This is a genomic window from Alteromonas sp. S005 (assembly GCF_036864475.1).
Classification (GTDB): Bacteria; Pseudomonadota; Gammaproteobacteria; order Enterobacterales; family Alteromonadaceae; genus Alteromonas.
Genome location: NZ_JAZETN010000013.1, coordinates 36,167 through 60,233 on the forward strand (window position 1 = coordinate 36,167; position 24,067 = coordinate 60,233).

Genomic DNA, 24,067 nt, shown 5'->3' on the forward strand with positions numbered 1-24,067 from the left:
ACGCAGTAGTTTACAGGGCTGGCGTAGGAGAACCATACCAAAATGCCTGTTGCTGTTGATATATGGAGCTTGCCATTATGTGCGGTAAAGCTTGATTAAGTTTTGTAACGGCTTCTTTTCCCCACGCATTGCTGGTACAGCCCACGGCACCGGCAACACGTTGCCCCGCAAGTTCTGTGGTTTGATAATACCTAAGCGGCTCGTGCTCAACCGCTTCGGGCGCGTTGGTTAAGTTGTAATACTTCAAGATAGACGGATACTCAAGAGTGTAATCTATACGTCCTACCTCTATTTGACTGAGTACCCTTGACGTAGCCTTCTCACCATTGATTTCAGCAAATGTGCGCGCTTTTTGGGCAATATCGATGTGGATTTGCAATACCTCTGGATAGCGCCTAGCCCGTGGCTTACCCAAGCGAAGCTTTTTACTTGTAGTAAGGGCTTCCAAGGAAATTCGGCCGTTATCGTCAACGAATGCGCCTAATACACTTGGCTTACCAATAATCCCAAGGGGCGCATGGTAAACGGTTACATCTGAGTACACCCATACATCGTTGTCGGTACGTTTAATTAAACACGGAAAGCACATATTTTGCTTTTGCTTGGTCAGCATGTTAATGCGGCTTTGCGGCATGATGACAGTATCGAAGTGAGTATCAGGCATCAACTCTGAAAACGCATCAATCAGCACATCGCAAATTCCACCATTTTGAAGCTCACCTCCAATTATATGAAAAGGCGGGGCGTCGTTTACAGCCCACGTTATAGTAAATTTATCGTTTCCTAAGGTTTTATAACTAACGGTGAGTAGAAACAATACTGCGAAAAATTGCACACTCGTCAACTTCATTTATTCACTTAAATTCAAAACGCGTTAATCTAAAACTAGCTGATAGTAGGTAATAAACAAGTATTCAATGCTAAAGTTTAAAGCGTAAATTCAATGAAACAGTGACTAAGGAAGCACTTACACAAAATAAACAAACATAAAGATAGTTTCTCTTTTTTTCGATAGTTAAGGTGATGTGGCTAAGTTTTATTGCCGCCTTTTTTCTCACAGCTTGCACAACAACTAAGCCACAAAATCGAAATTTCGCTGAATGACAAAGTCTTCAAATGACGGTGGTTCTAGTACTTCATCTAACGGTGGTGCTCTGCATGTGTTGGCAGTAATGGGAGAGCCGTTTTTGTCTAAGTGCATCAATATCTTGTTGATGATAGTAGGCTGTGTATTACAAGCGACAATTTTGACATTGTTGCTCTCACACGTTTCGCAAATGGTAATATCAATGTTGAATACTCGCTTTACTGCGCCGGTCACCGGACGCTGAGCCCACGACATACTGCGGGCGTGGTAGCGTTTATCTGGATTTTTCAGATGTTCTGCTAACCGAGGGCTGTTCTTTCCTCGCTGAGAAGCCGTGACCTCTGCACGTACATTGGCATTGGGGGCAAATACCCCGTAAAAACAAGTAAGATTGAGTCTAGGTGGTGGCACAAGTTCAGCAAGTTTGTCCATGAAGTCAATCGGCGAAAAGAAAACGTGAGTGGTACCATCTGTATATGGCGTCTTGAGTTCATATCTGACGTTGCCTGTGGAGATTAGACTTAAGCGTTTTTCACTCACCGCTGGCCTTGCGATGTATCAGCAAACGCGTTCGAGTTTATCAGATTGGTGGGTATCAGCAGAAACCCCTGCTTTTGCAACTGAACACGACCCGCTTCTTATGTTTGCAGTTGTCACAAATAACACGCAAAAATCCGTGTTCAAGACGACCACACTTAAGAAATTCGGCAAACTATTTTTCCACATGGCGTGGTAACGACTTTCCTTGATCTTTAAGCTGCTTTATAAATTCTGGATAGTGACTTTCGACTAATTGATACAGCAATGTCTGCTCTGGCCGATGTCGTTTATAGGTAGAGTATTGAGCTACTAGCAAATGCATCCTTGTCAAGGGTTGGTATTTCAGTGTGCAGATGAAGTTGGATTTGGTCTACTGTCCTTTGAGGTGGAAAAATTCCTTGTCCCAAGGTCCGCTTTACGCTCATTGCAGCCATCGAAGTGCCTTTGTGCGATGGGCAGCTTAAGGTACTCTTCTGCCGTTCAATTTATTGTATCGAACGGCAAGATAGTAATCCAAAAAAATAAATCACTAACTCGTGTGAGATGTTTATACGTACCCTAATCAACCATGTCGTAATAAAGTTTTACTCCATCAACTTGCGTACAAAAATCTACAACTCCTTATAATTCGTAAACACCTTATACAACTGCGTTCCACTCAATACCGAAGCGGACGGGAAATGCAGAATAGGGATCAAATCGCAAGGCGCTTCTAAGGTCCTGCTGCCGTTGTCGGTATCCAGATCGTCAATATTTAAAATTTGCGCCAGCGGTTCGCCTTTCTTTACGGTTTGGCCTGGTTTTGCCATGTACTCCACCATGCCGCCCCAGTTAGTAAACAGGGTTTTGTAGTCTTTTAAGTACACGCCTAAACGCTGCATTGCTTTGGGCTTAATGTCACACTCGTGCAGCACGCCTTTGGCGTTTAGGTAGCTAAGAATACTGGTGGCGTCTATGTTACCTTCGTTAAAGTCGATTACTTCTTGGCTACCCATTTCCAGAGTAAAGGCTTCAACGTTGAAGCTTATTTCGCGATCTAAATTAGTTTTTATGCTTTCTTGCAGTGTCCACCATGGGCAGAACGTCGCTTCGTCCAACGCCCCCGCAAATACGTTTGGAATAAAAATACAGTGAGGAATGTTAAACAGCTTGGCGCTGTCTTTGGCGTATTCGGGGATATAAACGTGACGGGTAGACACCGGGCCGTTGTGGAGATCTAGTACGAAATCGGCGTTGACCGCCATTTGCTGTAGCTTCAGGTTAAGCTGCTGCGCTAGTCCTAGGCCCCATGGTTCAGCCAGTTTGTTGTCGATAGCGTTAGACAAGTGCGCACGAAAACGTTGTTTTATGCCTTCAATTGACTCTTCGCGGGTGACTGTTTTGGCGAAATGTTCAACTGCATCTTTATCGAAGAAGTAGCCGCGGTTCCAGTTTGTGCCGTTCACAGGGTCGAACCGGCCTAATGTGTACTCACCGGCTTTAATGTTAGTACCAATGGGATTACAGTTGGGCACTAGGATAATTTCGCCGCAAATATCCATGTCTTTTAAGCGCTGAATGAGATGGTAAATTACCACGTTGCCTTGCACTTCAGCGCCGTGAATAGAGCTTTGAATATACACGGTGGGGCCAGGGCGAGCGCCCTTCATTCGATAAATTGGCACGTTCATGTTACGCCCAGACGCGTTTTGCGCCACTACCATGTGTTTTTTCACTACTTGGGTTGTCATTTAAATCAACCTATTTTCTGTCTTGTTCTTTGTTTTAGTCTGTTGCTTTTAACCACGTTTTTAGAATTCATGCGCAAATGTATCTGAACTTAACAAGCACATAGCTCGCAATCTACGCCTTTAGGTAACTTCCAGTTTCGCCACTCGTGCGACAGAGCATCAAACGTCATTAACGTGTTTTTAGGAATATTATCGAAATCCATCAATACTTGCATGGCAAGCATAGCTTGATAAGTACCAACAATATTTACTACTGGCGAGAATATACCTGCCTCAACACAGCTTAAATCGGGTGATTCAAATAGCGTTCGTAAGCATGCATAGCAGCGGCTCTCACCGGGTATAGCGACGAAAAGCTGGCCTTCAAAGCGAATGGCTGCACCCGACACTAGCGGGGTATTTAATTTAAAACACAGTAGGTTTATTAAATCTCGCGAGTCTGTATTGTCGGTGCAATCTAGCACAACGTCAGCACGCTCTATAGCTTGTTTTAATACTGGTGAAAGCTCAGTAGTGCCGGGCGCCGAAAACGGTTCTGCCATTACGGTAATGTCGCAGTCACTGTTTATTGCAGTAAGCCGCGCTTTAGCCGCCTCTACTTTACTTGTGCCTACATCTTGTTCGCTAAACAAGGTTTGCCTTGGCAGGTTGGTGACCTCGACGGTGTCGTGGTCGATAAGTGTAAGAGAGCCCACGCCACTGGCGCAAAGGTTAGTAGCAGCCGCGGTGCCAAGCCCGCCAATACCAATGATACAAATATTGGCGTTTAGCAGCGCTTCTTGACCGTCTAGGTCCACTTTTGGAAGCACGATATGGCGGTTATAACGCATAGCCTGCTGATGAGTTAGGCTTTTAGACATAGTTTATGCCAACTTAGTTGTTGAATTAATGGTATGCACCCTTATAAAGTGATTACCAAATAGTATTTTGGCTGGTACTTTATCAAAAACCGCCAAAATGTCGCATATCAAATTAGGATTTCATATGTCAGTTGTCAGCCAACCCCTTAATATTGCCGTACTCACTATTTCAGATACGCGCACCCTCGAAAACGACAAGTCGGGAGACTACTTGAAAGAGGCGCTTACCTCGGTTGGCCATAACCTTTACGATCGCGATTTGGTGAAAGACGATATTTATCAGCAGCGCGCCGTGGTGTCGAAATGGATTGCCGATAAAAACATTCACGCCGTATTAATTACCGGTGGTACAGGTTTTACTCACCGCGACTCAACGCCAGAGGCCATCAGTGTATTGTTCGATAAAGAAGTCGACGGCTTTGGCGAGCTATTCCGTCAAATTAGCTATGAAGAGATTGGCACATCAACTATTCAGTCTCGCGCGGTTGCGGGCTTTGCTAATAATACGGTTATTTTCTGCTTACCAGGCTCAACAGGCGCGTGCCGTACGGCGTGGGAAAAAATTATTTCTAGCCAGCTTGATGCCGACTTTAGACCGTGTAATTTCGTAAAGCATCTGGTGGAAGCATGAGTACCTTTAGCCATTTAAACGCTGGCGGCGAAGCCAATATGGTCGACGTTAGCGACAAAGACGTTACAAAGCGAGAAGCCACAGCAGAAGGTTTTTTATACGTAAGCGAAGACGTTATTCGCCAAATCTCTGAAGCAAAAATTGCAAAAGGTGATGTATTCGCAGTTGCCCGAGTAGCGGGAATTCAAGGTGCAAAACGCTGCGCCGATCTTATTCCTCTTTGTCATCCATTGGCACTGTCAAAGGTGGATATAAACTTTGACATTCAGGCCGACCAAAGCCGAATTAAAGCCACCTGCTATTGCAAGCTAAGCGGTAAAACCGGCGTTGAAATGGAAGCGCTCACGGGCGTAAATGTGGCGTTGTTAACTTTGTTTGATATGTGCAAAGCCATCGACCCCGGCATGCATATGGAAGGGGTACGGGTACTAGAGAAAAAAGGCGGTAAGACAGGCCATTGGCAGTCTGGTTCCTAGTGCACATGAAAAGTTGCTAGCTTAAAAATAAACGAGCCTAAAGTGCATAAAGCGTACACGTGCTCAAAAAGCAATGCACTTTAGGCTCAATCCATTTCCGAGGCTTAAAAACTATCAAACAGTGCGCACAAAGCGACCTTAACAAAGTAGATAACAGGCAAAGTATGCAGGTAACGGTAAAAACATTCGCACAAACCCGAGAGATTACGGGAGAGGACAATATTGCGCTTAATCTAAGCGAGAACAGCACCATAGAGACCGTGATATCGCAGCTTAAAGCGCGCAGTGACAAGTGGGCATTAGCCTTAGAGGGCAGTGTGCTTACTGCCTGTAATCAAGAGCTCTGCGACCTTAAAACCGAACTTAGCGACGGTGATGAGCTGGCGCTATTTCCACCTGTGACAGGGGGCTAGCTATGTTCGCGCTAATTCAAGTTGAAGATTTCGACCAAGGCGAGCTTTACGCTAGGCTAAAACAGTCAGCAGACAAAAAGGCGTGTGGCAATACAGGCGCGATCGTTACTTTTACTGGGTTAGTGCGTGATTATAATAATTCTGGCGACATAGACGGCATCGAATTAGAGCATTATCCCGGTATGACCGAAAAGGCATTAATGCTGCTACTTGAGCAAGCTGTAGATCGTTTTGAACTTAATAGCGCTGGCGCACTGCACAGAGTAGGGCGTATATACAATAATGAACAAATTGTATGGGTGGGTGCCGCCGCTCCCCATCGCCAAGCCGCATTTGACGCTGCCTGCTACTTAATGGACATGCTTAAACAGTCGGTACCGCTTTGGAAAAAAGAATTTAAGGGCGATAAATCTGAATGGGTTGAGGCGAAAGCATCTGACGATAAAGCGGCACTTAAGTGGATGCATAAAAAGTAATGCTATTTTCTTTAGCAATGCGACTTTCAAGTTTTGTTAACTTGGCCATACTTATTTTGGTAAGTGTTAGCGCAAGTGCAAGTGTAGTCCCAGATGTTACGTTTTTTTCCGGCTCTGCAGCACAAGCGGGTAGTTTTGAAGCGGCAAATAATAATGTAAATGAAGGGAGTGTTATTAGTGCCGAAAAACAAAACCAGTCAGTAAATTTCAAGCGCGACGAAAAAATTAACATAGCCGTTGCGGCAAACTTTGCAAAACCGCTAAAGAGTATTGCCGAGCAGTTTACTGAGCTAACCGGCATAGAAGTCGCGGTAACGGTATCTTCTAGCGGTACTTTGTATGCGCAAATTCAACATGGTGCTAGCTTCGACGTTTTTCTATCTGCAGATCGCGCTCGGCCGCAAGCATTAGTTGATAATAACCTAGTCCACCACGGCAATCTGGTGGATTACGCTAAAGGCAAGCTTGCGTTTGTCTATGCTGGCGACTTATCAAGTGAGGCATTCAGTGAAATATCTAGTAAGACATCCGGTGAAAGGAATTGCGAGCAAATCGCGCGCTCATCTACTGGAGACACAACTGCACAAATAAACGTTCAGCTTACCGATTGCTTGTCGAAGCAGCTTGTTCAATTAATGGAAAATCCACAAAACAAGGTAGCTATCGCAAACCCTAAACTGGCTCCCTATGGTGATGCTGCGCAACAGACGTTGCAAAACTTATCCTTATGGCACCAGTTTTTACCTCACAGAGTGATGGGTAAAAACGTGCTACAAACCTTGCAGTTTTATACTACTGGCAGCGTGAAAGGGGCGTTCGTTGCGTACTCATCGGCGTTAGATTTGCCTGCAAACTTATCTTCTAACTTGCCTTCTAATTTTAATAGTGTTGTGATTACCGAAAGCGCTGAGGCTATTACGGTTATCGTCCCGGTACCTGAAACCTTGTATAAACCCATCATTCAGTCGTTGGTGGTTAACAGTAAAACGGTAGCTACGTTATCTCCGAATCTGTTCGAACCACTTCTAATCAAAAATGCGGCAGCGCCAGTTGATGAGCCTATTCACAACGACAACGTTGAGCCAACCAGAGCATTTCGGTTGAGTGACGCTAGTGGAGTGTCATCACCCAGCCTGTTCGTACAGTATTTAATGTCGCAAGGGGTGCAGCAAAGCTTAATTGAATGGGGCTATGAACCTATCATTGCATCGGGCGTCGGTAACTAAGTATGCTCACAGAATTCTTCGGGGCATCGACACTTGAAGCCATATCACTTACCTTTAAGCTGGCCTTTATAACCAGTGGTTTGCTGTTGTTAATCGCATTGCCGCTAGCGTGGTTTTTAGCGAAATGGCAGAGCAAAGCTAAGCCTCTGGTTATGTCGATACTAGCGTTGCCTTTGGTGTTACCGCCAACTGTGCTGGGGTTTTATCTACTTATTGCTTTTTCACCGCAAAGTGCGTTGGGGCAGGGATGGCAAAGCCTAACCGGGAGTAATTTAGCATTTAGCTTTGAAGGCTTGGTATTGGGGTCTGTTATCTATTCCCTTCCATTTGCTCTACAGCCTTTGTACAGCGGTTTTTCACAATTGGATAACCGTTATTTAGATGTGGCAAAAACGTTAGGTTTTTCGGCCACCGAAGCCTTTTTGAAAATAGTGCTTCCTTTAAGCAAAGCCCCCATCGTTGTGGCATTAGGCTTAAGCTTTGCCCATACCATAGGCGAGTTTGGCGTAGTACTAATGATAGGTGGCAATATTCCTGGAGAAACTCAGGTGCTGTCTATCGCGCTATATGAACAGGTAGAAGCGTTGGAATATAACAGTGCACACAACCTTGCGTTGGCCCTTCTTATTTTTTCATTCGTGATGCTCGCGGCGCTCTATCGCTTGAACGGTATCAACCGCAGCAATGAGGCACGTTAACATGCAAATATCTGCGCGACTTTCTAATCGCATTAACGCACAAATCTCACTGCAGCCGCAAAGCCGATTCATTGGGGTGACCGGTCCGTCTGGCGCAGGTAAGAGTAGCCTGTTTCGTGCCTTGGCTGGTGTAGAGAAAAGTGCAAAAGTGCAAACGCCGTGGGCGGATAAAAAAGTCGGTATCGTGTTTCAGCAGCCCATGCTATTTCCCCATACCGATGTGCGGGGTAATTTAGCCTTGGCGCAGCGTCACGCAAGCTCGAATGCGCTGTCTATTGAAGAGAGTTTGCGCGGTTGCTGCAGCGAACATTTAATCGACAAGCCGGTTCAAGCGCTTTCTGGTGGAGAAGCACAGCGTGTCGCGATTGTGCGGGCGTTGGTCAACGGGCCAGATGTGCTACTGCTAGATGAATCGCTAAGCGCAATCGACATTTTTACCCGCCGTAAAATTTATCAATTTTTAAATAACCTATGTGTGACAGGGCAGCTTACCTGCTTTGTTATTTCTCACGACTTAGACGATCTTGCCTTATTTAGTGATGAACTCGTTTACGTTGATAAAGGCAGCACCGAGCTTTGTGGAAAAACGCGTGAGGTATTGACTCAAGTATTCGAAAAGGAAGGGGGAGCGATGCCCTCTAGCGTGCTTGAAGGGCTTAAGGCTTCCTCGTTTGGCGAGCTTGCCCATGATGAACAGCTCAATATTTACCATGGAAATATAAGCGGCGGCACTGAAGCGCAAAAAAAGCAAAGTATTTTAGCTTCAGAAGAACAACATCCATCTCAGGAAAATACAGGTATAGAGCGCGTGATTGTGGCGGGACACGAGGTTTTTATTACAGAAGAGTCGGTGTCTTATTTCCGCCAGCAAAGTGCTGGGCCGGTTCCGGTTCGGTTTGCGATCAAATCCTGTGATGTAAGTATCGATACCAACATCACTGAATTTGGTAATGCCAGCACAAGCAGTATTCTAAATGCGTTGCCGTGCAGTATAACTAGTATCGAACATGTATCGTTTGAGCTTAGCGGTACAGAGGGGGCTGGAAATAACCCTCAAATTGGGCGAGGTACTTCAAGAAATGCAAAAGTATTACTAACGCTGAATGTACTCGACAGCAACCAATCCCTTTATGCCAGCATAAGCTGTATTTCCCTTGAGCGCCTTAATCTTGAAATAGGTATGCAGGTAATTGCACGCTTCAAATTGCCTTAGTTTTATATGGCCTTGGAGTAGCTACTCAGCGTTTCACTTGTATTCAAGTAGGCGTCGAAACGCGCACAAATTGCGCGAATATATATACGCACTGACTCTGGCACTCGAATATGCTCGGATGTAATTTCAATAAGCGAATCTTGTTTCATCTCTGCAAGATTATTCAAAGCTGAAGCAAAATACTCATCGAATTTGATATGGTGTTTGCTTTCAATAGCTAGTTTATTAACCACTAGATTGCACATCAGGCTAGATATTACGTCTCTGCGTATAAGGTCATCTACGGTAAGTGAAAGTCCAACCTTCGAGCAGGGTAGGTGGTTGTCTATGCGGCTATAATATTCCTTAAGATCTTTAGCATTCTGCGCATACGCATTACCTACCGTACTAATAGCTGATACGCCGAACCCTATAAGGTCAGTGTCGCCACGTAGAGTATAACCCTGGAAGTTACGGTGAAGCTCACCTTGATTCTTGGCAATGGCTAATGCGTCTTTGCTTAGGGCAAAATGATCAAGACCAATCATTTCGTATCCTATACTAGTAAAGCTTTTAACGGCGAGGTTGTATAACGACGCTTTTTCTTCACTCGTTGGCAATGTTTCGTCAGCAAATTTGCGCTGCGCCGCAAATCGTTCAGGCAGGTGTGCGTAGCTAAAAAGCGAGATGCGGTCTGGCATCATTGCTTTAGTAGCGGCAATGGTTGATGAAAACGTGTCTAGTGATTGGTTTGGTAAACCGTAAATTAAATCCAAATTAACTGAGTCAAAACCAAGCGAGCGTGCTTCGAACACTAAGTCAGCAATGTGCGATGTGCTTTGCACACGATTAATCGTTTTCTGGACGTTGTAGTCGGTGTCTTGCAAACCAAAGCTGATGCGCGTGTAGCCAAGACATTTTAAGTTCTGAAGGTAACGTTTATCGATATTTCTGGGGTCTAATTCAATAGACAACTCAGCACCTACTTCAAGGGTAAAGTGTTTTTTTAGCAGGTACATTAAATAAGTATGCTGAGTCTCGCTCAAAAAGCTGGGTGAACCGCCACCTAAGTGCAGAGAAACTACACGCCTGCCGTCTGTTAAATAACGCTTAGACAGGAATTCTTTTTCTAGATAGTCTAAATATTCGTCTGCTTTTTCGTTATGACGCGTCACTATTTTGTTGCAACCGCAGTAATAACATAGTGTTTTGCAAAACGGAATGTGCACGTACAGGCTCACCGCAGGTGCTTTAGAAATGTTTAATGCTTGCGGCAACGGGTCAATTTGCAATGGCTCAAACTTAAGTGCAGTGGGATAAGACGTATAACGAGGAGCGTTAAGCGCATACTTGGTAATAGTCGATACGGCTTTTTGTTGTAAATTGTTAATGTTAGTCATATGTTTGCACTTGTCTTTAGGTGTATAGGCGCGAATTGAGCTTGATGGTTTAAGCTTATGTGATTGCTAAGGTATTTGATTTGATCTACTTCAAGGTTTTGGCGTTAAACCTAGCCATTGTTTTACTTTCCCCTGTTGTACTAGTGCAGGCGATGTGGGTGCGAAAAAAGACTGCTGTTCTGCCTGAACCTGAAGGAGAGCGTATATTAGCTTCAGTACAAGGTGCGCCCTTACCAACTACTAACTTATTGGTAGCGGGTGACTCTGCAGCGGCTGGCGTAGGTGCTTTAACGCAACAGAGTGCGCTAACTGGTCTATTGTATTCTAGCCTTAGTCAAATTGTCCCAGCCCGTGTATCGTTGCATGCCAAAACAGGGTTTAAAAGCGAAGATGTGGTTAGTCTTCTGCGAGATCTCCCCCGTGAAAACTTCTCTTCCGCGCTTATTTCTATAGGCGTTAACGATGTCACTAAGTTTGTGTCACTAAAGCGATGGCAGCAAAATATTGAAGCCATCAGTACACTTTTAACGCACAAATTTGGCTGTAAAAAAATAGTGTTTACTGCACTTCCTCCTATTCATTGCTTTCCAGCGCTACCGCAGCCTTTACGGGCATTGTTGGGCTGGCGAGCATTACTTTTAAACCAAGCTCTGGTTAAATCCGTAACAGCACGTTCTAACGCAGAAATATTGTTTGTTACCGCGTTCAAACCAGGCGGCACTGTTACCGATATTCAGCAAAGTGGCTTAATGGCTGAAGATGGCTTCCACCCGTCTTCTAAGGGCTACGAGATTTGGGCGCGCCTGGCTTTAGATAAAATCACGCCCATTCACCATGCCGATATAAACGATTCAAAAAAGACGTTTTAAAACTGACGGGCGACAACGAAAATAGTTGCTAAATGGGGTTGAAGTTTCTTTTTGTAACCTTATCTAAACCCCTATAGATTCAAGACTTCAATAAAGCGAGTCATGTTATGGCAGCAAGTGAGAAAGGTACACAAGGTGTACAGAAAGTAACAGTCAATATGGTATCTGACGTAGTATGCCCATGGTGTATTGTGGGGTATCAGCGGTTGCAAGAAGCGATTAAAACCCTTGATAACATTGAAGTAGATATCAAGTTCCATCCGTTCGAGCTAAACCCAAATATGCCTGCAGAAGGGCAAAACCTTCGTGAACACATTATGGAAAAATACGGTATTAGCGAGCAGCAAAGTGTGGAGAATCGAGCACGACTCGTACAGGCAGGTGAAGAGTTGGGTTTTGCATTTAATTTCAATGACGACTCCCGTATGCAGAATACTTTCAAGGCCCATCAGCTGATTCACTTTGCAGCACAAAACGATCTTGAAGAAGCAATGAAACTCAGCTTGTTTAACGCCTACTTCACTGATGGTAAAGACGTGAACGATCTAGGCGTTCTGATAGAACTGGCAGAGGCTGTAGGTCTTGATAAAGCCGAAACTGAAGCAGTAATCAAAAACGAAAAATACGCACAAGTAGTTCGCGAGGAAGAAACCCTTTGGATGCAGCGCGGTATTCAAAGCGTTCCTACATTTGTGATTGGTAATCAGGGCGTAGCAGGTGCGCAAGAGCCTGCAACATTGGCTGCATTTATTTCCCAAGCAGCATCGCAGCAGTAAGCAGGTTGGATCAGTTTAGAGGTAGTTATGAGTAATCACGTTAACCATTTGTTGGCCCAATGGCTTCCACTTAAAAACAAGCATAAGTGGGTGCTAGGGTTTATTTTTAAAACAGAAGGCTCATGCTATCGCAAGGCCGGCGCTATGATGCTGTTTAGTGATGTCGGGCATCAGCTAGGTATATTAAGCGGCGGCTGCTTGGAAAGTGATATCGTTAAAAAAGCACAGCGTGTGATGACTGACGGCGTTAGCCGTACTGCGGTTTATGACGATGAAGATGAAGAAGATATTGCTTTCAAGCTAGGTGTTGGGTGCGGCGGCGTAGTGCATCTGGCACTCGTCCCAGTTAACGAGAGTAACCAGTATTTATCTTTGGATGTGGTTAGCAAAAGCTTATCAAACGGGAAAGCGTGTGAGTGGCGCTGCGCGGTAGACGGCACTTTGGGTGATTGCACGGAATTGGAAGAACATTCTGCTACACCTAGAAAAGCTGTACTCGACACCGTTGATGGCAAGCATATGTTGTCGGTTTTGATGCTGCCGCCTATCCACCTACTTGTTGTTGGAGGTGGGTACGACGCTACCTTTATGACTAAGCTTGCTAGTTTGCAGGGCTATTTAGTCAGCCTTTGGGATCCAAGGCCTGCACAAGCAAGACTTGAACATTTTCCCGAGGTAAATTACTTGATTGAAGACCCGTCTACTGAAGGCTTACGTCTTCACATGGGCGAACATAACATTCAAGCAGCAGTGCTTATGTCCCATCACAGGGAAATTGATGCAAAGGCGCTGCAGGTGCTAAGCAAGCAATCGTTATCCTATATGGCAATGCTCGGTCCACTGCACCGTAAGCAGGAAATTATGGATTTAGCCGGGCTTGGCGATACCAATTTTACCCAGTATTTCGCAAGCCCCGCTGGTTTCGACATTGGTGGTGAGCTACCAGAGCATATAGCGCTGTCTGTTATCGCTCAGTGCCATGCGGTGTTTCATACCAAACCTACGCATTTAAAGCGTTAGAAAGACTTTCTGAAGGTAACGCCAAAGCTTCTAGGCGCGCCTGGGTAGGCCATGATCTTTCCGGTTTGTACGGGTACATCAAAGCCACTTCGTGCAACGTACTCTTCATCGAAAACGTTGCGCGACCACGCAATAATTTCGCTATCCCATTGTGGGATAGTGAAACTTACGCGAACGTTAAATAATGAAAAGTCGTCAGCGTATTTGTACGGGTCGTTCGCATCATCAAGAAATACGTCCCCCGTGTATTGGTAGTCAATACTGGCGGAGGCTGGATAATTCCCAACGTCGAAATAGTGATTCAGCATGAGAGACAGTGAGTTCTGAGGCTCGAAGCCTACGCGGTCTCCGTCTCTTGAACAGAACGGGTCGTTAGGTTCCACACGGCCCGGGTCATCAATGTCCGTATGCCACGTGTACGCTACCCAACAGGTACCGCGTTCAAACTCATCAAAGTTCGCCAATGTGCGCGATGCAACGGCATGTAATTCGGTGTTTTCTGTTACCAACCAAGTTGCTTCAAGCTCTATGCCTTTCACTATGATATCGCCCGCATTTTGCAGGTTGAACCCCGTTCCGGTAAAGGTCGTCGCCTGAAAGTCGCTAATTTGTGTATAGTGAGCCGCGGCATTTATGCGAACGCCGTATTCTTCAAAATCGTGTTTGATACCTATTTCAGCACTACGTGATTTTTCAGCATTAAAAAGCGGGCTAAGCGAAGGTAAAATTCTGTCGGTATTCGTACCGCCAGCTTTGTAACCTGTGGCAAAACTGGCGTAGGTTAACGTGTTGTCATTAGGGTGATAAGCCAGTTTTACCGTACCGGTTAACTGTGAATCATTTAGCTGCTCATTTAAACCAGGGCGAGGCATAACCGCTGCAGATCCCAAGAAAAAATACCCCCAGCCAGCTTGTTGAAATGGTGCGATAGCGTTAAGAGACTGTGCTGTAGGAGTTTGTCCCGCCGCTAACGCGGCAGCGATGTTTTGTAACCCTTCAACTGCGCGCCCGATATTTGGCCATTGCCCAGGGGCCTGACTTAGTCGATCAATACCAGGCCCTTGCTCATCGTAGGCTCCAACAATCGACTTTTCTTCGCGGGTATAGCGTAAGCCCGTTGTTAACGTGAAATCACTGTTTAACAGCCAATCCAGCTGAGAGAATAAAGCAATACTATCTTGCTCTTGATAGGCGCTGTGCGCGAAAGCAGTACCGGACGGCGCTGGTGCTGCAGCAGGTGCAATGAAACCGGATGTAATTGAAGATAGCTCGCTAATGGCATTAGCCAAAGGCAGGAGGTCAGGCGCGGCTGCATTGAAAAATAAGCTAAAATCATCTTGCGTAGTAGTATCGAAAGTGAGATCTAGGTTTTGGCTATAGTAATAAACACCTATTAAACCGCGCACATCTTCACTGGTGTAATGTAATCTAATTTCTTGAGAAAACGATTGCTGCTTGGCGTCGTTAGTGGCAGTAAGAAGGTCCGCATCAGAAAAGTCGGTATCTACCGTATCTAAGCTATCAAACGCACGATAGGCGCTAATACTCACTAAATCCCATGCGTTGTTTAAAGCCACATCTACTTGAACCGACAGTCCTTTATCTTCCATTTTTGAAAGGGGAGGCTGCGACAGCGATGTCTTATAATTATAAAAGTTTTCACGCCCGTAGATGGTGGCGTTGAATGGTGGTTGAAGCAGCAGTGCATCAGTGCCGAATTTACCCGCTATGTCATTAGCCTGAATGTTGTTTTGAAAAGTAAGTGCGCCGCAGCACCGTTCGTCTAGCTCGCCGTAATCAGCAATAAGCCGTACGCTAATGTCAGCTGTTGGAGTGTAAAGCAGCTGTGCTTTTATCGCAGAACGGTTACGGTTATTCAGGGTTTGCCCGCTGCGCTCATCGGTAATGAAACCGTCACTGTGAGAACTAAAGCCAGATACTCGCATGGCGAGTACATCGTCGACAAGCGAAAACGACGAGCCAGCGCTTAAACGAACCAAGTTATCATTGCCGATTATGGCTTCGGCAAAGCCGTTGCGCTCGTCGTGTGAAGGTGCGATCGTAGTTAACGTCATTGCGCCAGCGGCGGTATTCTTTCCGAATAGTGTGCCCTGTGGCCCACGCAACACTTCAATAGATTCAATATCGACTAAGTCGTTAATTAACGCGTTTTGTCGTGCACGGTATACACCATCTACGTATAAACCCACCGAAGACTCGAAGCCGAAGTTTTGTGAAGACGTGCCAATGCCGCGTATTGAAAACCCTGAATTTGTTACGCTTTGATTTTGAAACGCGCCAAATGCGGGTACGTAGTTTTGCAGGTCAAACACGTCTCGGCTTACGGTCTCAACCAAATCTTGACCTGAAAGCGCAGTGACTGCAACAGGTACATCTTGCAAGTTTTGACTGGTCTTTTGCGCCTGTACAACAATGTGTTCCAGCGCCTTTTTGTTATGCTGAGTAAATAGAGCATTCTCATCGGCGTGAGCGTGGGGAGCCAAAGTAAGTGTCGACGATATAATAGAGGCAATAAACGGCGAACTACATAGGCAACGCGTAGTGGCGTTTTGTGGTGTAGATATGCTTAAGCTATTACAAGACAAAGCGTGTGTAAGTGACTTCATTTTGGTTCTTTTTATTTTTCAAAAGCGGTGGGCTTTAAACAAAATTAATCACGACAAGGTCGCGTCCAAATGCGTACAGTCCTTTACATTTTAAATACGCCAACTTCCCTATGACGTCGTGTCGTGTTTTTTCACTATACAATTTAATAAACATATATTGCACGCATTTGAAGCTATCATGTCAAATTTTGTTCGCAACGTGCAAAAAGCGAACAGATGTTTGGCAGTGAATAGTTTCACATGATGCATACTCATTCAAAATATCAATTAAACTTATATCGCTGTTTTCCTTAGTATGTTGGTTGAAAGTTAACATATTAATAACATCAGGCAGCGGTATGACAGACATCTATTTAGTGCGACATGGTCAAGCCTCTTTTGGCAAAGCGAACTATGACAAACTTAGTGAACTGGGTGGGCAACAGGCCATTTGGCTTGGTGACTATTTCAAGCATCGCAATGTTGAATTTGATGCAGTTTTCTCTGGCGACATGGTTAGGCATCACGAAACCAAAGAGGGTATTGCCTCGGGTATTGCTACTGAAGACTATACGCTACCTGAAGTTACGGTGAATAGCGCCCTGAATGAATTCAATTTTCAGGCAGTGGCTACCGCCTATTTAACACGCTATCCAGAAGCAAAAGTACCTGAAGGTGCTTCGCCTTCTGAGTATTACCGATTACTAAAAAAAGCAATGCTTGCCTGGTCGCAAGACGAATTGGCGCATGAACTCCTTGATGAAACATGGGGTCAGTTCGAAGACAGAGTTCACAGTATGCTCACGCACCTTCAAAGTATAGATGCGAAGCGTGTTCTCGTTGTGAGTTCTGGCGGTGCAATTGCCATGATGCTCAAACACATTCTTGGCTACGATGCGGCCACCGTTGTGAATATGAATTTGCAGATCCGAAATGCCAGTTTTTCTCAATGCTTTGCCAATGCGCGAGGCGTTCACCTTAATAACTTCAACAGCGTACCTCACCTGGATGTGATTGACAGGTTACACGCCATTACCTACAGCTAAATGGGGCAGTTATGAACTTTGAATATAATGAAAAGACCCAAGCACTTTTAGAAAAACTAAAAGGGTTTATGAAAGAAGAAGTGTATCCAATTGAAAAGGAATACATTCACGCCGTAGAAAATGGCTCTGCCAACAATGGCGAAGGTCGTTGGAAAACGCCTGAAATGATGCATACATTGAAAAAGCGTGCAAAAGAAGGGGGCCTTTGGAATCTATTTTTACCTGAAGAATATAAGCCATATGGCGCGGGCTTGACTAACGCAGAGTATGCACCACTTTGTGAAGAAATGGGCAGAGTTTTGTTTAGCTCTGAAATCTTCAACTGTAGTGCGCCAGATACCGGCAATATGGAAGTGCTTGCGAAATACGGTAACGAGAGTCAGAAAAAGCAGTGGTTAGAGCCTCTCTTAAACGGGGAAATACGCTCAGCCTTTGCTATGACAGAGCCTGCAGTGGCATCAAGTGACGCGACAAACATCGAAACTTCCATTAAGCGCGATGGCGATGAATACGTTATCAACGGCCGTAAGTGGTACACCAGCGGTGCTATGAATGAAAACTGTAAAATTATGGTGGTAATGGGCAAAACTGATTTCGATGCGCCTCGTCACCAGCAGCAGTCTCAAATCTTAGTTCCTATGGACACCAAGGGTGTAACTATTGTTCGCCCAATGGCTGCAATGGGCTATTACGACGAGCCTATTGGTCATGCTGAAGTCTTGTTTGAAGATGTACGTGTACCGGCAGAAAACTTACTGCTTGGTGAAGGGCGTGGTTTTGAAATTGCGCAAGGGCGCTTAGGCCCGGGCCGTATTCACCATTGTATGCGCCTTATTGGCTGTGCACAGCGCGCGCTCGATATGGCCTGTGAACGAGTTGAAAGCCGAGTGGCGTTTGGCAAACCGTTGTCAAAACAGCAATCGGTTAGAGAAAGCATTGCGCAGATGCACTGTGATATTGAACAGGCGCGCCTGCTTACTTTAAAAGCGGCAGATAAGATGGATCGCTATGGCAACAAAGTATCGCGCGACCTTATCGCTGCTATCAAGATAGTTGCACCTACTATGGCCTGTAACGTTATCGACCAAGCCATTCAGATGCACGGCGCTGCAGGTACAAGCCAAGATTTCGTATTGTCTGCCATGTACGCTTATGCGCGTACTATCAAACTGGCTGATGGCCCTGATCAGGTTCACATGATGCAGTTAGGTCGTAATCTTATTGCAGAAAAAGCAGTCGCTGAATAGGTCATTGTTGTAAATAAACAATACAAAAAATTACGGGTAAGGAGTGAACGTGTCTAAAGACAATGCGAAAGCCCCACATGTCATAGATTTAGCAGTGCTGAATTCGTATTTATCTTCTGCGTGCCCGAGTATTGGGCACGTCAAAAGCGCTGAGAAATTTGCGGGTGGGCAATCGAACCCGACGTTTAAGCTTACTACGGATAACGGCGTCTACGTGTTACGCCGTCAACCTCCGGGCAAGTTACTGAAATCGGCCCATGCGGTTGACCGAGAATTTCGCGTTATCAACGCGTTGCAGGGCTCAGAAGTGCCTGTGCCCAAAGCGTACCATTTATGTGAAGATGCCAGCATAATCGGTAGCATGTTTTACATAATGGCCTATGTTGAAGGTGACATTTTCTGGAATAGCGCACTGCCTGAAATAGCATCTGTTGCTACTCGTGGTGCCATGTATGATGAAATGAACCGAGTGCTTGCAGCGCTTCACAGTGTAGATATTGAAAGCGCAGGCTTACGCGATTATGGAAAGCCAGGCAGCTACTTTGAACGTCAGCTAAGCAGGTGGACAAAGCAATATAGAGCGTCTGAACTTGAGCATGTTGAAGAAATTGAAAGTCTTATTCAGTATCTTGAGGCCAACCTGCCAAAAGATGATGGTCAAGTCTCGTTGGTCCATGGCGATTTTCGTTTAGACAATATGATGTTTGATATGTCTGACCCTAAAAACCCAAGAGTAGTCGCGGTGCTTGATTGGGAATTATCAACGTTGGGGCATCCGTATGCCGATTTGGCTTACCAATGTATGCAGTTGCGCTTGCCCTCTGACATAGCGCATGCCGCTGGTCTAGGTGGGCTTGACAGGAAGCAGTTAGGTATACCTACGGAAGAAGAGTACATCGATGCCTATTGCAAACGTAGAGGAATAGGCGCGATCAATAATTGGACATTCTATTTAGCATTTAGTTTTTTCCGTTTAGCCGCTATTTTACAAGGCGTAGTAAAACGCGCACACGATGGCAATGCGTCAAGCGAGAAGGCTATGCAATTAGGCGCAATGGTGCGACCTCTGGCGCAAATTGCGAACCAAACCATTCACCAAAGCGAATAAACGCCATATAACGTATTTAATGACATGTCGTGCTATCAATAGCATACACGTCGAACATAGCAACTGGAGACAGTATGAAAGCAATTGTATGCGAATCTTTTGGGCCACTTGAAGAACTTCAATTTAAAGAGGTTGCAGACCCGCAAGTAAAAAAAGGGCATGTAGTCGTAAATGTTGAAGCCGCAGGGGTGAACTTTCCAGACGGACTATTGGTGCAAGGTCTGTATCAAATGCAGCCAGACTTCCCGTTTATTCCTGGCAATGAAGTGGCAGGCACCATATCTGAAGTAGGTGAGGGCGTAAGCCATTTAAAAGAAGGTCAGCGAGTTATCGCGTTGTCTAACTTAGGTGGTTACGCAGAAAAAGCGCTGATCCCTGCCACTCATGTTATGCCGTTACCTGATCCCATCCATGTTAATGAGGGGGCTGCTCTTGTAACTGCGCATGCGACAGCACATCACGCGTTAAAGCAGCGCGCAAAACTGCAGCCAGGCGAAACACTGGTTGTAACCGGCGCAGCGGGTGGTACTGGCTTAGCAGCAGTGCAAATAGGCAAGATTATGGGCGCTAAAGTTATTGCAGTTTGCTCAACAGAGGAAAAACTGGCGCTTGCTAAAGAGTATGGCGCTGATGTTTTAATTAACTACAAAGAAAAAGATCTAAAAGAAACGCTGAAAGAAGTCACAGGCGGTAAAGGTGTCGATGTAGTTTATGAATGCGTTGGCGGTGACACATTCCACGCTTGCAGCCGCAGTATGGCATGGGAAGGGCGTTTACTTGTGGTTGGCTTTGCAGGTGGTGAGATCCCGAAATTCCCGGTTAATTTAGCGCTGGTAAAAGGCTATTCAGTCATGGGCGTTTTTTGGGGCTCGTTTACTCAGCACGATCCAAAAGGCTTCGCTGAAAACATGCAAGAGCTTTCAACTTGGTATGTGCAAGGTAAGGTTAAAGTGGTCGTAGATGAAGCATTGCCCTTAGAACAAGCAACGAAAGCCATGGCCAAGGTAATGAACCGGGAAGTGAAAGGTAAGATGGTTCTTGTGCCCTGATCCTAAAAGCCTGACACGAAGGTAATTAACGAAAAAGCCTGAGCTTTCTGAAGTGACCCCAGTAATTGGATAGTCTAACTACTAAGGGTCTTTCCATTCTATGGTTCAGGCTTTTTTCGAGAGTCATTGAGTAATGGTTATTCTGGTACTAGTTCTACGTTGAATTCTCTGGTCAATACATGACATAAGTCTTTACCAATGCCTATGTTATCTATCTGATAGTCTTGATAACCCTGTTTTTGTACTTTGAGGGTGTAAAAGCCAGGACGCTCTTCCAGCATTGCAATCAAATGGTCTTCTGCACAATCCGTTTCATCAACTATAACAGTTTCAGAATACGCTTCTTCTATTGCAGTAGCAGTAACTCCACATGCGCTTGGCATTTGCGTTGTTTGATCGGTTACTGAAAGCAAGAGGCCATCTTCTACCGTTGCTGTACAAGCCACATCACCTGCGGTAATAAGGTTGCTAATTGTTAGGGTATATTCGTCGTCAGCCGTTTGCTCGTTAATATCGACCTTAATTTCGGTTGGGTAGCCGCGTTCCGGGTCATATTTAACCGATAGCGATTCGGCACGACTTTCTTCTAATGAAATAAGTTGATACAAGCTATCAATGCTTTCTGTATATGCATCATCTAGCGGCAGGGCAATATTGCCTTCAATAATAGTTTGAGAGGTGACCTGACTACCTTCTACCAGTACTAAGCGAGGAAGTGTGGTTTCTTCGGTGCAAAAACATGAAATTTGATATTCAAACTGATAATTGTCGATATTCGCGCTTTCCCACTTTGCGCGGTTTGCGTTAAGGTCGTCGAGTAGGTCGTTTGAATCGCTACCACCGCAGCCTAACAATAGCGTAGTAGCAGAAATCGTCGCGGCAATACGTAAAATAGTAGTCATAACATTCCTTGTTTTTTATTTTTCATGATTAGCCACGACAATAGAGCTCGCAGCAATTTTGTGACAATTAGAAAATAAAAAAGCGGCTTTGAATTTCACGCAATACAAATCCGCTCTGCAATTTATACTAATACAATTGTTGTTAAAGTAAACAGTGTTACTTGGGAACGTTTTGGCGCTGAGTCATTCCATAAGCCACATTCTTGCGCTTCTTCTCCATACACATAGTTTATATACTGAGCTGTCGCGTTACCTAAAGTTCTAAGATGCTTTGGTGGAGTAAGAATTAAACTGACTTAAAATTTGGTAGGTATAGCAGAACAGAGAAACAACGCCCCGTACACGGGGGCGCTCTTTTAATGTATTAAAGGGACATACCGCCTACTATGATATTTTTTTACAGGAACGCTAGCACTGTAGATAGCGTAGCCTCGGGATCTTCTTCGTGAGGCACATGCCCCAAATTGTCGAAAACAACGAGTGTGCTATTGGGAATGTCGCGCTCAAACTGTTTACCCATTTCAAGCGGTATTAGCTTATCTTTGCCACCCCAAATTAATAAAGTAGGAACAGACAATGTGTTGAGTTCATAACGAAGCTTTCCGGGTTGAGTTTGAATGAAACGCTCTGAAATCGCCGCGCGATTACCCTCTCTAAGCGCTAACTCGTAGTATCTATTAACTAATTCGTCAGAGACTAATGATGGGTCTCCGTATACGTTTTCAATACTACTTCTTACAACGAATTTGGGTATGAAATCCTTCAAAAACATGCTTGCAAACTTGTTTTGAGATAGCTTAAACGCAATAGGTACAGATTCTGCTTTATACGGATAGCCAGAAGCGTCAACGAGCACTAATTTAGATATTCTGTTCGGATAACGAACCGCCGTTGCCCAACCAACATAGCCACCCAGTGAGTTACCCGCCACTATAGCGTGGGCGATCCCGAGATGATCGAGCAGCTTCACAAGGTAATCAGTGTACTTTTCTATTGTGTAATTGTTTTGAGGTTCCGGCCCGGTTAGACCAAAACCTGGTAGGTCAAAACGAATAACGCGACGCTTGCTTTTTAGGCCTGATACCCAGCCATCCCAAGTGTGAAGAGAGGCGCCCGTGCCGTGGACTAAAACTATAGGTGTTTTGTCGTTTTTTGGGCCTTCATCACGTATGTGTAACGTCAATCCATCAATATTTACAAATGATGATGCTGAAGACGCCCAGTGCGGTTTAAGTTTCTCCACGGGTATGTCTTGTGCCGAGTGAATTTTTACAAAAATAAGTAACGCAACAGCTATTACTAAAATCAAGCTCACAGTAGCTTTCAACATGTTAATTACTTCTTAACGGAACCTATGGTCACTATAAAATATTATTTTTGCGAACGATATAGGGGGAATTTCGGATATTGTTTGGCTCAACGCTGCTTTAACGCGCAGCACTGTTTGAATTTTTTGTTGCTACCGCATACACAAGGTAGGTTTCTCCCGTATTTAATTTTGCCGCAGTCGTCGTGTAATACGCCGTCGTGATAACGCCACTTACCGTCTTCAACACTAAAATTCGACGTTTCGTGAAGCTGATACATGCTTTTATTTTCAAAATAGTAAGCAGTGAATTCAACAATGGCATTATTGGGCTTGGAGATGGGCTTTAAATTAGGCTTAGAGATTGCCTCGGCGTTGGTTTGCGCTTCGACTTTAGCGTCAGCATGTACAGAACTGTCTATCGAACTCTCTTCAGTACTACTGACCGAGTTACCTACCAAGCTATCTACGGAGTTATCTACGGAGCTAGCCGCTAGAGTGGGGTGTACTTTAAGCGCGAACCATGTCGCACCTTGTGCGCTTTGCGCCAAATCCTCTACAGAAAGACCCTGCTGCTTTTCTTTGGTGTAGGTTTCAAGAATATATTGATAATGCAATGTAGCGTAGGCTGAAAACCGGGAGCGCATAAGTTGCTCTGCAGAACTAGGGTGTTTATCACCCTTAATAAAAGGCTCGCAGCATTCGTCGAAGGATTTTGATGTGCAACAGTAACAGCGCATAAGACAACTCGCAGTTTAAGAGTAAAACAAAGCGCTACAGTATAAGTATAAGTTGCGTGAGCCCCAACTTTTTTAAACGTAAATGTTGCCGATATTCAAAGATTCCTTGGCGGTCCATGCCAAAGGGTACATGTCAGAGATTCCACGCCAAAGAGCTGTATGAAAATAAATATTTAGGCTTTGATTACGCATCGCTACTCAGGCAAACGTAAGATGGGGCAAACGCAAGATGTAAGCATAAACAGGCTTTGTATTACCAAGGACCTAATGCTACGTTTTGTTCGTCATTAATGCTGTTAACACGTACATTCACCAAGCTGACAGAGTAAAGCTCACACAGCTTTCTGATCATTTCACTATCGGTTGGTTGAAGATCTAAATCAATGTCTTCCACATACAGTGTTTTACACTGGCCACCCGTAATCAGCTTACTGATCCATTCGGGCATTTTTTCTTTTTCAGGTTTTTGAATACGGATAGCGTGATCTACAGATTTAGAAAACGACACCGTATTTGAAAGCAGATAATTCCAACCTTTGTCGTTACTTCCTTTTCCATTACCTTGTTTTTCGCCTGGAAACCCTTCTATCGGCAAAGGTAGTTGAACAACATTTGAAACCGAAGCGCGCAAAGCATTGAATCGTGAAACTGAAGATGTGTTCATAGTAA

The 24,067-nt window shown here is 44.9% G+C and carries 25 protein-coding genes; 15 read left to right on the plus strand and 10 right to left on the minus strand.

Annotation, left to right across the window (positions count from 1 at the left end):
• Positions 1-10 precede the first annotated feature (10 nt).
• Both V7R55_RS14465 and V7R55_RS19540 read right to left on the minus strand, forming a co-directional pair.
• On the minus strand, positions 11-850 hold the full coding sequence (locus V7R55_RS14465; protein WP_334060005.1) for a hypothetical protein: 840 nt from the start codon (positions 848-850) through the stop codon (positions 11-13).
• A 222-nt stretch (positions 851-1,072) separates the two neighbouring features.
• On the minus strand, positions 1,073-1,627 hold the full coding sequence (locus V7R55_RS19540) for a transposase (protein WP_438823598.1): 555 nt from the start codon (positions 1,625-1,627) through the stop codon (positions 1,073-1,075).
• Between V7R55_RS19540 and V7R55_RS19545 the strand changes: the two genes are divergently transcribed.
• On the plus strand, positions 1,548-1,823 hold the full coding sequence (locus V7R55_RS19545; RefSeq protein WP_438823599.1) for a hypothetical protein: 276 nt from the start codon (positions 1,548-1,550) through the stop codon (positions 1,821-1,823). The genes V7R55_RS19540 and V7R55_RS19545 overlap by 80 nt on opposite strands.
• A 415-nt stretch (positions 1,824-2,238) precedes the next feature.
• Here the strand turns inward: V7R55_RS19545 and V7R55_RS14475 are convergent, their stop codons facing one another.
• Positions 2,239-3,357, minus strand: a complete 1,119-nt coding sequence (locus tag V7R55_RS14475) for a succinylglutamate desuccinylase/aspartoacylase domain-containing protein (protein WP_334060006.1) — start codon at positions 3,355-3,357, stop codon at positions 2,239-2,241.
• Positions 3,358-3,446: 89 nt separating this feature from the next.
• A complete protein-coding gene (locus V7R55_RS14480) occupies positions 3,447-4,217 on the minus strand; it encodes a HesA/MoeB/ThiF family protein (RefSeq protein ID WP_334060007.1) in 771 nt (256 codons plus the stop codon).
• 124 nt (positions 4,218-4,341) lie between these two features.
• On the opposite strand from V7R55_RS14480, the gene moaB reads away from it, so the two are divergent.
• Genes moaB through V7R55_RS14515 form a run of 7 tightly spaced genes read left to right on the plus strand, consistent with a single transcriptional unit; the run spans position 4,342 to position 9,350 of the window.
• Complete coding sequence (gene moaB / locus V7R55_RS14485; protein ID WP_014949775.1) at positions 4,342-4,848, plus strand: molybdenum cofactor biosynthesis protein B; 507 nt, start codon at positions 4,342-4,344, stop codon at positions 4,846-4,848.
• Positions 4,845-5,324: a cyclic pyranopterin monophosphate synthase MoaC gene (gene moaC, locus V7R55_RS14490; protein ID WP_334060009.1), complete on the plus strand. Its 480-nt coding sequence runs from the start codon at positions 4,845-4,847 to the stop codon at positions 5,322-5,324. The genes moaB and moaC overlap by 4 nt, the downstream gene beginning before the upstream one ends.
• 59 nt (positions 5,325-5,383) lie before the next feature.
• Positions 5,384-5,737 (plus strand): MoaD/ThiS family protein, encoded by a 354-nt coding sequence (locus tag V7R55_RS14495; RefSeq protein WP_334060010.1) that lies wholly within the window; start codon positions 5,384-5,386, stop codon positions 5,735-5,737.
• 2 nt (positions 5,738-5,739) lie between these two features.
• Positions 5,740-6,213, plus strand: coding sequence for a molybdenum cofactor biosynthesis protein MoaE (locus tag V7R55_RS14500; protein WP_334060011.1), 474 nt, complete (start codon positions 5,740-5,742; stop codon positions 6,211-6,213).
• Entirely contained in the window at positions 6,213-7,439 is a 1,227-nt protein-coding gene (gene modA / locus V7R55_RS14505; protein ID WP_334060012.1) for a molybdate ABC transporter substrate-binding protein, read from the plus strand. The genes V7R55_RS14500 and modA overlap by 1 nt, the downstream gene beginning before the upstream one ends.
• A 2-nt stretch (positions 7,440-7,441) precedes the next feature.
• Entirely contained in the window at positions 7,442-8,137 is a 696-nt protein-coding gene (gene modB, locus V7R55_RS14510; RefSeq protein ID WP_334060014.1) for a molybdate ABC transporter permease subunit, read from the plus strand.
• A 1-nt stretch (position 8,138) separates the two neighbouring features.
• The gene (locus V7R55_RS14515; protein WP_334060015.1) at positions 8,139-9,350 is read left to right on the plus strand and encodes an ATP-binding cassette domain-containing protein; all 1,212 of its coding nucleotides are present in this window, start codon (positions 8,139-8,141) and stop codon (positions 9,348-9,350) included.
• A 2-nt stretch (positions 9,351-9,352) separates the two neighbouring features.
• On the opposite strand, the gene hemN is transcribed toward V7R55_RS14515, so the two are convergent.
• Positions 9,353-10,729: an oxygen-independent coproporphyrinogen III oxidase gene (gene hemN, locus V7R55_RS14520; protein WP_334060016.1), complete on the minus strand. Its 1,377-nt coding sequence runs from the start codon at positions 10,727-10,729 to the stop codon at positions 9,353-9,355.
• A gap of 80 nt (positions 10,730-10,809) precedes the next feature.
• On the opposite strand from hemN, the gene V7R55_RS14525 reads away from it, so the two are divergent.
• The 3 genes from V7R55_RS14525 to V7R55_RS14535 all read left to right on the plus strand — a co-directional run bounded on the left by V7R55_RS14525 (position 10,810) and on the right by V7R55_RS14535 (position 13,394).
• Complete coding sequence (locus V7R55_RS14525; protein WP_334060017.1) at positions 10,810-11,598, plus strand: SGNH/GDSL hydrolase family protein; 789 nt, start codon at positions 10,810-10,812, stop codon at positions 11,596-11,598.
• Between the two features lie 107 nt (positions 11,599-11,705).
• On the plus strand, positions 11,706-12,374 hold the full coding sequence (locus V7R55_RS14530) for a DsbA family oxidoreductase (RefSeq protein WP_334060018.1): 669 nt from the start codon (positions 11,706-11,708) through the stop codon (positions 12,372-12,374).
• A 27-nt stretch (positions 12,375-12,401) separates the two neighbouring features.
• Positions 12,402-13,394: an XdhC family protein gene (locus V7R55_RS14535; RefSeq protein ID WP_334060019.1), complete on the plus strand. Its 993-nt coding sequence runs from the start codon at positions 12,402-12,404 to the stop codon at positions 13,392-13,394.
• Here V7R55_RS14535 and V7R55_RS14540 read toward each other — a convergent pair.
• Entirely contained in the window at positions 13,391-16,021 is a 2,631-nt protein-coding gene (locus V7R55_RS14540; RefSeq protein ID WP_334060021.1) for a TonB-dependent receptor, read from the minus strand. The genes V7R55_RS14535 and V7R55_RS14540 overlap by 4 nt on opposite strands.
• 338 nt (positions 16,022-16,359) lie before the next feature.
• On the opposite strand from V7R55_RS14540, the gene V7R55_RS14545 reads away from it, so the two are divergent.
• The 4 genes from V7R55_RS14545 to V7R55_RS14560 all read left to right on the plus strand — a co-directional run bounded on the left by V7R55_RS14545 (position 16,360) and on the right by V7R55_RS14560 (position 20,450).
• The gene (locus V7R55_RS14545) at positions 16,360-17,046 is read left to right on the plus strand and encodes a histidine phosphatase family protein (RefSeq protein WP_039216471.1); all 687 of its coding nucleotides are present in this window, start codon (positions 16,360-16,362) and stop codon (positions 17,044-17,046) included.
• Between the two features lie 11 nt (positions 17,047-17,057).
• The gene (locus V7R55_RS14550) at positions 17,058-18,293 is read left to right on the plus strand and encodes an acyl-CoA dehydrogenase family protein (protein WP_334060022.1); all 1,236 of its coding nucleotides are present in this window, start codon (positions 17,058-17,060) and stop codon (positions 18,291-18,293) included.
• Between the two features lie 49 nt (positions 18,294-18,342).
• A complete protein-coding gene (locus V7R55_RS14555; RefSeq protein WP_334060023.1) occupies positions 18,343-19,401 on the plus strand; it encodes a phosphotransferase family protein in 1,059 nt (352 codons plus the stop codon).
• A 74-nt stretch (positions 19,402-19,475) separates the two neighbouring features.
• Entirely contained in the window at positions 19,476-20,450 is a 975-nt protein-coding gene (locus V7R55_RS14560; protein ID WP_334060024.1) for an NADPH:quinone oxidoreductase family protein, read from the plus strand.
• A gap of 137 nt (positions 20,451-20,587) precedes the next feature.
• Here V7R55_RS14560 and V7R55_RS14565 read toward each other — a convergent pair whose 3' ends face one another.
• The 4 genes from V7R55_RS14565 to V7R55_RS14580 all read right to left on the minus strand — a co-directional run bounded on the left by V7R55_RS14565 (position 20,588) and on the right by V7R55_RS14580 (position 24,062).
• A complete protein-coding gene (locus V7R55_RS14565) occupies positions 20,588-21,352 on the minus strand; it encodes a DUF6174 domain-containing protein (protein WP_334060025.1) in 765 nt (254 codons plus the stop codon).
• 397 nt (positions 21,353-21,749) lie between these two features.
• On the minus strand, positions 21,750-22,682 hold the full coding sequence (locus V7R55_RS14570; RefSeq protein ID WP_334060026.1) for an alpha/beta fold hydrolase: 933 nt from the start codon (positions 22,680-22,682) through the stop codon (positions 21,750-21,752).
• 86 nt (positions 22,683-22,768) lie between these two features.
• The gene (locus V7R55_RS14575) at positions 22,769-23,398 is read right to left on the minus strand and encodes a YchJ family protein (protein WP_334060027.1); all 630 of its coding nucleotides are present in this window, start codon (positions 23,396-23,398) and stop codon (positions 22,769-22,771) included.
• Positions 23,399-23,651: 253 nt separating this feature from the next.
• A complete protein-coding gene (locus tag V7R55_RS14580) occupies positions 23,652-24,062 on the minus strand; it encodes a deoxyguanosinetriphosphate triphosphohydrolase (protein ID WP_334060028.1) in 411 nt (136 codons plus the stop codon).
• Positions 24,063-24,067: the final 5 nt, after the last annotated feature.

Bases quoted from the DNA above. Each gene is read 5' to 3' on its own strand.
- V7R55_RS14465 (WP_334060005.1), bottom strand. From the start codon at position 850: ATGAAGTTGACGAGTGTGCAATTTTTCGCAGTATTGTTTCTACTCACC.
- V7R55_RS14475 (WP_334060006.1), bottom strand. From the start codon at position 3,357: ATGACAACCCAAGTAGTGAAAAAACACATGGTAGTGGCGCAAAACGCG.
- V7R55_RS14480 (WP_334060007.1), bottom strand. From the start codon at position 4,217: ATGTCTAAAAGCCTAACTCATCAGCAGGCTATGCGTTATAACCGCCAT.
- moaB (WP_014949775.1), top strand. From the start codon at position 4,342: ATGTCAGTTGTCAGCCAACCCCTTAATATTGCCGTACTCACTATTTCA.
- moaC (WP_334060009.1), top strand. From the start codon at position 4,845: ATGAGTACCTTTAGCCATTTAAACGCTGGCGGCGAAGCCAATATGGTC.
- V7R55_RS14500 (WP_334060011.1), top strand. From the start codon at position 5,740: ATGTTCGCGCTAATTCAAGTTGAAGATTTCGACCAAGGCGAGCTTTAC.
- modA (WP_334060012.1), top strand. From the start codon at position 6,213: ATGCTATTTTCTTTAGCAATGCGACTTTCAAGTTTTGTTAACTTGGCC.
- modB (WP_334060014.1), top strand. From the start codon at position 7,442: ATGCTCACAGAATTCTTCGGGGCATCGACACTTGAAGCCATATCACTT.
- V7R55_RS14515 (WP_334060015.1), top strand. From the start codon at position 8,139: ATGCAAATATCTGCGCGACTTTCTAATCGCATTAACGCACAAATCTCA.
- hemN (WP_334060016.1), bottom strand. From the start codon at position 10,729: ATGACTAACATTAACAATTTACAACAAAAAGCCGTATCGACTATTACC.
- V7R55_RS14530 (WP_334060018.1), top strand. From the start codon at position 11,706: ATGGCAGCAAGTGAGAAAGGTACACAAGGTGTACAGAAAGTAACAGTC.
- V7R55_RS14535 (WP_334060019.1), top strand. From the start codon at position 12,402: ATGAGTAATCACGTTAACCATTTGTTGGCCCAATGGCTTCCACTTAAA.
- V7R55_RS14540 (WP_334060021.1), bottom strand. From the start codon at position 16,021: ATGAAGTCACTTACACACGCTTTGTCTTGTAATAGCTTAAGCATATCT.
- V7R55_RS14545 (WP_039216471.1), top strand. From the start codon at position 16,360: ATGACAGACATCTATTTAGTGCGACATGGTCAAGCCTCTTTTGGCAAA.
- V7R55_RS14550 (WP_334060022.1), top strand. From the start codon at position 17,058: ATGAACTTTGAATATAATGAAAAGACCCAAGCACTTTTAGAAAAACTA.
- V7R55_RS14560 (WP_334060024.1), top strand. From the start codon at position 19,476: ATGAAAGCAATTGTATGCGAATCTTTTGGGCCACTTGAAGAACTTCAA.
- V7R55_RS14565 (WP_334060025.1), bottom strand. From the start codon at position 21,352: ATGACTACTATTTTACGTATTGCCGCGACGATTTCTGCTACTACGCTA.
- V7R55_RS14570 (WP_334060026.1), bottom strand. From the start codon at position 22,682: ATGTTGAAAGCTACTGTGAGCTTGATTTTAGTAATAGCTGTTGCGTTA.
- V7R55_RS14575 (WP_334060027.1), bottom strand. From the start codon at position 23,398: ATGCGCTGTTACTGTTGCACATCAAAATCCTTCGACGAATGCTGCGAG.
- V7R55_RS14580 (WP_334060028.1), bottom strand. From the start codon at position 24,062: ATGAACACATCTTCAGTTTCACGATTCAATGCTTTGCGCGCTTCGGTT.